Origin of the sequence: Enterobacter sp. ZOR0014, from assembly GCF_000798855.1 — a bacterium.
GTDB lineage: Bacteria > Pseudomonadota > Gammaproteobacteria > Enterobacterales > Enterobacteriaceae > Enterobacter > Enterobacter kobei.
Genome location: NZ_JTLF01000115.1, coordinates 1 through 6,650, shown reverse-complemented (window position 1 = coordinate 6,650; position 6,650 = coordinate 1). Strand labels below are relative to the sequence as shown.

Below are 6,650 nucleotides of genomic sequence, written 5' to 3'. Positions count from 1 at the left end.
CGCGGGCGCTCAGGCGCCCGCCTTATCAGGAGAACCCCATGTTTGATTTACTCCTGCGCCGCGCGCGCCTCGCCGACGATACCCTGACCGATATCGCCATTCAGGATGGGAAAATCGCCGCGCTGGGTGACATTGACGCTCCCGCCCGTAAAACGGTTGAGCTGAACGGTGATGTGTTCGTCAGCGCAGGCTGGATTGACTCTCACGTCCACTGCTACCCGAACTCGCCGATTTATCACGACGAGCCGGACAGCGTAGGCATTGCCACGGGCGTCACCACCGTGGTGGATGCCGGCAGTACCGGGGCAGATGACGTGGATGATTTCTATGAAATTACCCGCAAGGCCGCCACCGAGGTGTTTGCCCTGCTGAACATCTCCCGCGTCGGGCTGATTGCCCAGAACGAACTGGCCAATATGGCGAATATTGATGCCGATGCCGTGAAGCAGGCAGTAAAACGCCACCCTGATTTTATCGTCGGCCTGAAAGCGCGTATGAGCAGCAGCGTGGTCGGTGAAAACGGCATTACGCCACTGGAGCGCGCGAAAGCCATCCAGAGCGAGAACGGCGATCTGCCGCTGATGGTGCACATCGGCAACAACCCGCCGAACCTCGACGAGATTGCCGAACTGCTCAGTTCCGGCGACATCATCACCCACTGCTACAACGGCAAACCCAACCGTATTTTGACGCCCTCCGGCGAGCTGCGCGCCTCCATCACCTCCGCCCTGAAGCGCGGCGTGCGTCTGGACGTGGGGCACGGTACGGCGAGCTTCAGCTTTGAGGTGGCGAAACGCGCCATCGCGATGGGCATTCTGCCGCACACCATCAGCTCGGATATCTACTGCCGTAACCGGATTAACGGACCGGTCGGGTCGCTTGCAAGCGTGATGTCGAAGTTTCTCGCCATCGGCATGTCTTTGCCGCAGGTCATTGACTGCGTCACCGCCAACGCCGCGGATGGCCTACGCCTGACGCGTAAAGGCCGCATCCAGCCCGGCCTTGACGCCGACCTGACGCTGTTCACGATTAAACGCCAGCCAACGGTGCTGACGGATGCCGAAAACGACAGCCTGCAGGCTGAACATATTCTGGTGCCGCTTGCCGCGATCCGCGCGGGCAAGGGCTACATGACCGAACAAGGGAGCACGGAACATGCCTTCGATTTATGAGAAGTACCACTTAAAGCAAGTTATCAACACCTCGGGCCGCATGACGGCGCTGGGCGTTTCCACGCCGCGCCCGGAAGTGGTGCAGGCGGCAATGGACGGCATGAATCACTATTTTGAGATGAAGGATCTGGTCAACAAAACCGGGGAATACATCGCGAAGCTTCTTGATGTGGAGGGCGCGACGGTGGTCTCCTGCGCGTCGGCGGGCATTGCCCAGTCCGTAGCGGCAGTGCTGGTCAAAGACAGCGACTGGCTGCTGGAAAACCTGCACGTGACCCCGATTGCGAACAACGAGATTGTCCTGCCGAAAGGCCACAACGTTAACTTTGGCGCGCCGGTGGGCACCATGGTCGCGCTGGGCGGCGGAAAACTGGTCGAAGCGGGCTATGCCAACGAATGTTCCGCCGATCAGCTGGCGGCGGCGATCACCCCGCGCACGGCGGCGATCCTCTATATCAAATCTCACCACTGCGTGCAGAAAAGCATGCTCAGCGTCGAGCAGGCGGCAGTAGTCGCACGTAAACACGATCTGCCGCTGATCGTCGATGCCGCAGCGGAAGAAGATCTGCATGTTTACTACCGTTCCGGCGCGGATCTGGTGATCTACAGCGGTGCGAAGGCGATCGAAGGGCCAACCAGCGGGCTGGTGATCGGCAAAACCCAGTACGTTGAGTGGGTGAAACGCCAGACGGCAGGTATTGGCCGCGCGATGAAGGTGGGTAAAGAGGGCATTCTCGGCCTGACCTGCGCCATCGAACACTACCTCACGGCGACCAAAGAGAGCGGTGCCGAGATGGTGGCGAAGATGACGCCGTTTATCGACGCGCTTAACACCCTGAACGGCGTCACCGCGCGCGTAGTCTGGGACAGCGCCGGGCGCGATATCGCCCGCACTGAGATTAAGTTTGACGAAGCGACCACCGGCGTGGGCACCGGTGACCTGGTGAATAAGCTCAAGCAGGGTGAATACGCCATCTATTTCCGTGGCTACAAGGCCAACGAAGGGATTATCGAAGCGGACGTGCGCAGCGTAAATGCTGACCAGCTGAACATCGTGTACCGCCGCATTAGCGAAGTGTTAGGACAGGAGAAAAACGCATGAAACTGACCCCCAATTTTTACCGTGACCGCGTCTGCCTGAACGTGCTGGCAGGTTCGAAAGCCAATGCCAGCGCCATTTACGAGGCGGCGGAAGGCCATGTGCTGGTGGGCGTGCTCTCCAAAAATTACCCGGACGTGGCAAGCGCAGTGGCGGATATGCGCGAGTACGCGGCGCTGATTGATAACGCGCTTTCCGTGGGACTGGGCGCGGGCGACCCGAACCAGTCGGCGATGGTCAGTGAAATCTCCCGTCAGGTACAGCCGCAGCACGTCAACCAGGTCTTTACCGGCGTGGCGACCAGCCGCGCGCTGCTGGGGCAGAACGACTCTGTGGTGAACGGTCTGGTCTCACCGACCGGCACCGTCGGTATGGTGAAAATTTCCACCGGTCCGCTGAGCAGCACGGCACCGGACGGTATCGTCCCGGTGGAAACCGCGATTGCCCTGCTGAAAGATTTTGGCGGCAGCTCGATCAAATATTTCCCGATGGGCGGCCTTAAGTGTCGTGACGAATACCAGGCGGTAGCGGAAGCCTGCGCCCGTCACGACTTCTGGCTGGAACCGACCGGTGGGATCGATCTGGAAAACTTTGAGGCGATCCTGCAGCTCGCCCTCGACGCGGGCGTGAGCAAGATCATCCCGCATATCTATAGCTCGATTATCGACAAGGCCAGCGGTGATACGCGTCCGGAAGATGTGCGTACGCTGCTTGAGATGACGAAGAAACTGGTTAAGTCATAACACCCAAAGGAGCCACCATGCACACCCGTAACCTGCTTGTTGCTTCACTCTCTTTGCTTGCTACCGCCGCCGTCGCGCAAACCCAGTATGCCTGGGTCGGCACCTACAACCCCAACGGCGAAGGGCTGTACCGTTTTACCGTTGACGCGCAAACCGGCGCGCTAGGCAACAAAACGCTGGTGAGCAAACTGCCGAACGCCGCGCAGTTTGCCGTCTCACACGACGGCAAAACGCTCTATCTGGCAAGCGAAGTGGAGCAGGGCGTGGTGCAGGCGCTGCGGGTGGAAGATAACGGCGAGCTGAGCGAGTTGAATCAGGTGGCCTCCGGCGGCGCGGGGCCGGTTTATCTTTCGCTGACGCCGAATGGCCAGCACCTGCTGGTGGCCAACTACGTCAGCGGATCGATTGCCGTTTTGCCGGTCAAAGCAGACGGCAGCCTGGGAGATGCCACGGATAAACATCAGGATCAGGGCGAACCTGGTGCAGCAAAACCAGAAGCCGCTGTAGAGGGCAGTTTTGCTATCAGCGATCACAACGGTCCTCATGCGCACATGATCGCCGCCGATCCGAGCGGGAAGTACGTGTTTTCGACCGATCTGGGGTTAGATCGCATCTATCAGTACCGTTTTGACGATCGAAGCGGAAAGCTGACCCCCAACGATCCGCCGTTTATCAGCGCCTCCTCGAAAGGGGCCGGACCTCGCCATTTCGTCTTTACGCCGAAAGGGGATGCCCTGTGGCTGATTAACGAAGAGGCCTCAACGCTCACCCATTATACCGTGAATGCCAACGGCACCTTGAAAGCGGGTAAAACACTCTCTGCCCTGCCAAAAGGGTACAAAGGCACCAGTTTTGCTGCCGGGCTGGCGTTAAGCGCCGACGGTAAACAGCTGTATGTGGCTAACCGTTTGCATAACAGCATCGGGCACTTTACCGTAACAGCAGAAGGCACGCTGAGGCATCAGGATGACGTGTGGACGCGTGGCGACTACCCGCGCACCCTGACGCTCGATAAACAAGGACGCTGGCTGTACGTTATGAACCAGCGCAGCGATAACATTACCCGTTTTCGCGTGGCGCAGGATGGGAAGTTGAGCTTCGAGCCAGACTATACGCCGGTCGGCAGCCCATCCCAGATGGTCATTTCACCCTAAGCCGTAAGAGGACAACGACGTGCGATTTCCGAACCAACGTTTAGCGCAACTTTTCGATCTGTTGCAAAACGAGACGCTGCCGCAGGACGAGCTGGCGCAGCGGCTGTCGGTCTCCACGCGAACCGTCCGTGCTGACATCACCGCCCTGAACGCGCTGCTGGCGAGCCACGGGGCGCAGTTTATTCTGAGCCGTGGAAATGGCTATCAGCTTAAAATTGACGACGCCGCGCGTTATCAGCAGCTCCAGGCCTCCCATCCGCGCGCGCTGCGTATTCCCCGTACGGGCGCGGAGCGCGTGCATTATCTGGTGGTGCGTTTTCTGACGTCGGCGTTTTCGCTTAAGCTGGAGGACCTTGCGGACGAGTGGTTTGTCAGCCGCGCCACGCTGCAAAGCGACATGGCGGAAGTGCGCGAGTGTTTTCATCGCTATAACCTGACGCTGGAAACCCGTCCACGCCATGGCATGAAGCTGTTTGGCAGCGAAATGTCGGTTCGCGCCTGCCTGACCGATCTGCTCTGGGAGCTGGCGCAGCAGGACAGCCTGAACTCGCTGGTGACGGACGTCGCGCTCAATGCGGGCGTGGCGGAAAAGATGGTGCCAGTGCTGCACGACGCGCTGACGCGTCACCACATTCGCCTGACGGACGAAGGGGAGTTGTTCCTGCGCCTGTACTGCGCGGTATCGGTGCGACGCATCAGCGAAGGCTATCCGCTGTCGGAATTCCATGCGGAGGATGTGGAGGAGAACGTGCGGGAAGCGGCGAAAGATATTGCCGTGGCCATTCAGGAACTGGCGGGCAAAGCGCTTGCACCCTCGGAGGAGAACTGGCTCTGCGTGCACATCGCTGCGCGGCAGATCCAGGAGATCGCCCCAAGCGCCATTAACGCCGATGACGAAGAGGCGCTGGTGAACTACATCCTGCGCTACATCAACACCCACTACAACTACAACCTGCTCAGCGACGCGCAGCTGCACGCGGATCTGCTCACGCACATCAAGACGATGATCACCCGCGTGCGGTATCAAATCATGATCCCCAATCCGCTGCTGGATAACATCAAGCAGCACTACCCGATGGCCTGGGACATGACCCTGGCGGCGGTATCGAACTGGGGCAAATACACGCCGTATGCGATCAGCGAAAACGAAATTGGTTTCCTGGTGCTGCACATTGGCGTCGGGCTGGAGCGTCACTACAACATTGGCTACCAGCGCCAGCCGCGCGTGCTGCTGGTCTGTGACGCCGGTAATGCGATGGTGCGTATGATTGAGGCGGTACTCCAGCGTAAATACCCGCAGATTGAGGTCACGCGCACGCTCACGCTGCGCGAGTACGAGCAGGTGGAATCGCTCAGCGAGGACTTTGTTATCGCCACCGCGCGCGTCAGTGAAAAAGCAAAACCGGTAGTGATGATCGCACCGTTTCCGACTGATTATCAGCTGGAGCAGATTGGCAAGCTGGTGCTGGTAGACCGCACCCGCCCGTGGATGCTGGATAAATACTTCGACGCCGCCCATTTCCGCATCATCGACGCGCCGATTGACCAGCAAACGCTGTTCCGCGAGCTGTGCGAACAGCTTGAAGGGGAGGGGTTTGTGGGGACGGCGTTTCTGGAGTCGGTGGTTGAACGTGAAGCCATCGTCAGCACCATGCTCGGTGACGGCATTGCGCTTCCGCACTCCCTCGGTCTGCTTGCCCAGAAAACCGTGGTCTACACCGTACTCGCCCCGCAGGGGATTGCGTGGGGTGACGAAACCGCGCACGTGATTTTCCTGCTCGCCATCAGCAAAAGCGAGTATGAAGAGGCGATGGCGATCTACGATATCTTCGTCACCTTCCTGCGCGAGCGCGCCATGGCGCGGCTCTGTAGCTGCGGCGATTTTGCCGAGTTTAAAACGGTGGCGATGGAGAGTTTGAGTCGGTTTTGAGAAAAAGGCGGATAAATAATATCCGCTTTTAATTAACGCAAATGATGCACAACCTGGTTACTGCTGCCGCGCCAGATCAGCGCGGGGTCTTTTAAATCCTGAACGAACTTGCCGTCGACCAGCACGTTAATCAACTCCACTACTTCCATCTGAGCAGCATTCAGTTCATCCAGCCTGTAACCCGTCCAGACCCAGATATCCTTTCCTGCGCACTCGTGGCGAATGCGTTTTATCAGTTTCAGGATCTCCGGCACGTTTTGCGGGTGAAGAGGATCGCCGCCGGAGAGCGAAATTCCCTGTCGTTTGATGCGCGTATCGTTGAGATCGTTAATGATCCGGTCTGCCATTTCCGCGGTAAACGGCATACCGGAATTTAAGCGCCAGGTGCTTTTGTTATAGCAACCCGGGCACTCGTGGACGCAGCCTGACACGAAAAGGGTGCAGCGGGTGCCGGGTCCGTTGACGATATCAACGGGGTAGTATTGATGATAATTCATAGCGTTAACCTGATGCCCTCACCCCGGCCCTCTCCCACAGGGAGAGGGAGAAAAC

At 58.8% G+C, this 6,650-nt stretch carries 6 protein-coding genes; 5 read left to right on the top strand and 1 reads right to left on the bottom strand.

Annotated features, from left to right (window positions below; genetic code table 11):
• The first annotated feature begins 38 nt into the window (after positions 1-38).
• Genes L977_RS05800 through L977_RS05780 form a run of 5 tightly spaced genes read left to right on the top strand, consistent with a single transcriptional unit; the run spans position 39 to position 6,098 of the window.
• On the top strand, positions 39-1,172 hold the full coding sequence (locus tag L977_RS05800) for an amidohydrolase/deacetylase family metallohydrolase (RefSeq protein ID WP_047343867.1): 1,134 nt from the start codon (positions 39-41) through the stop codon (positions 1,170-1,172).
• On the top strand, positions 1,156-2,274 hold the full coding sequence (locus tag L977_RS05795; RefSeq protein ID WP_023338952.1) for a DgaE family pyridoxal phosphate-dependent ammonia lyase: 1,119 nt from the start codon (positions 1,156-1,158) through the stop codon (positions 2,272-2,274). The genes L977_RS05800 and L977_RS05795 overlap by 17 nt, the downstream gene beginning before the upstream one ends.
• Positions 2,271-3,014, top strand: a complete 744-nt coding sequence (gene dagF / locus L977_RS05790) for a 2-dehydro-3-deoxy-phosphogluconate aldolase (protein WP_047625271.1) — start codon at positions 2,271-2,273, stop codon at positions 3,012-3,014. The genes L977_RS05795 and dagF overlap by 4 nt, the downstream gene beginning before the upstream one ends.
• 17 nt (positions 3,015-3,031) lie before the next feature.
• Positions 3,032-4,168, top strand: coding sequence for a lactonase family protein (locus L977_RS05785; protein ID WP_047625269.1), 1,137 nt, complete (start codon positions 3,032-3,034; stop codon positions 4,166-4,168).
• Positions 4,169-4,187: 19 nt separating this feature from the next.
• On the top strand, positions 4,188-6,098 hold the full coding sequence (locus L977_RS05780; protein WP_047625267.1) for a BglG family transcription antiterminator: 1,911 nt from the start codon (positions 4,188-4,190) through the stop codon (positions 6,096-6,098).
• A gap of 32 nt (positions 6,099-6,130) precedes the next feature.
• On the opposite strand, the gene nrdG is transcribed toward L977_RS05780, so the two are convergent.
• Entirely contained in the window at positions 6,131-6,595 is a 465-nt protein-coding gene (gene nrdG / locus L977_RS05775; protein WP_047625264.1) for an anaerobic ribonucleoside-triphosphate reductase-activating protein, read from the bottom strand.
• Positions 6,596-6,650 lie beyond the last annotated feature (55 nt).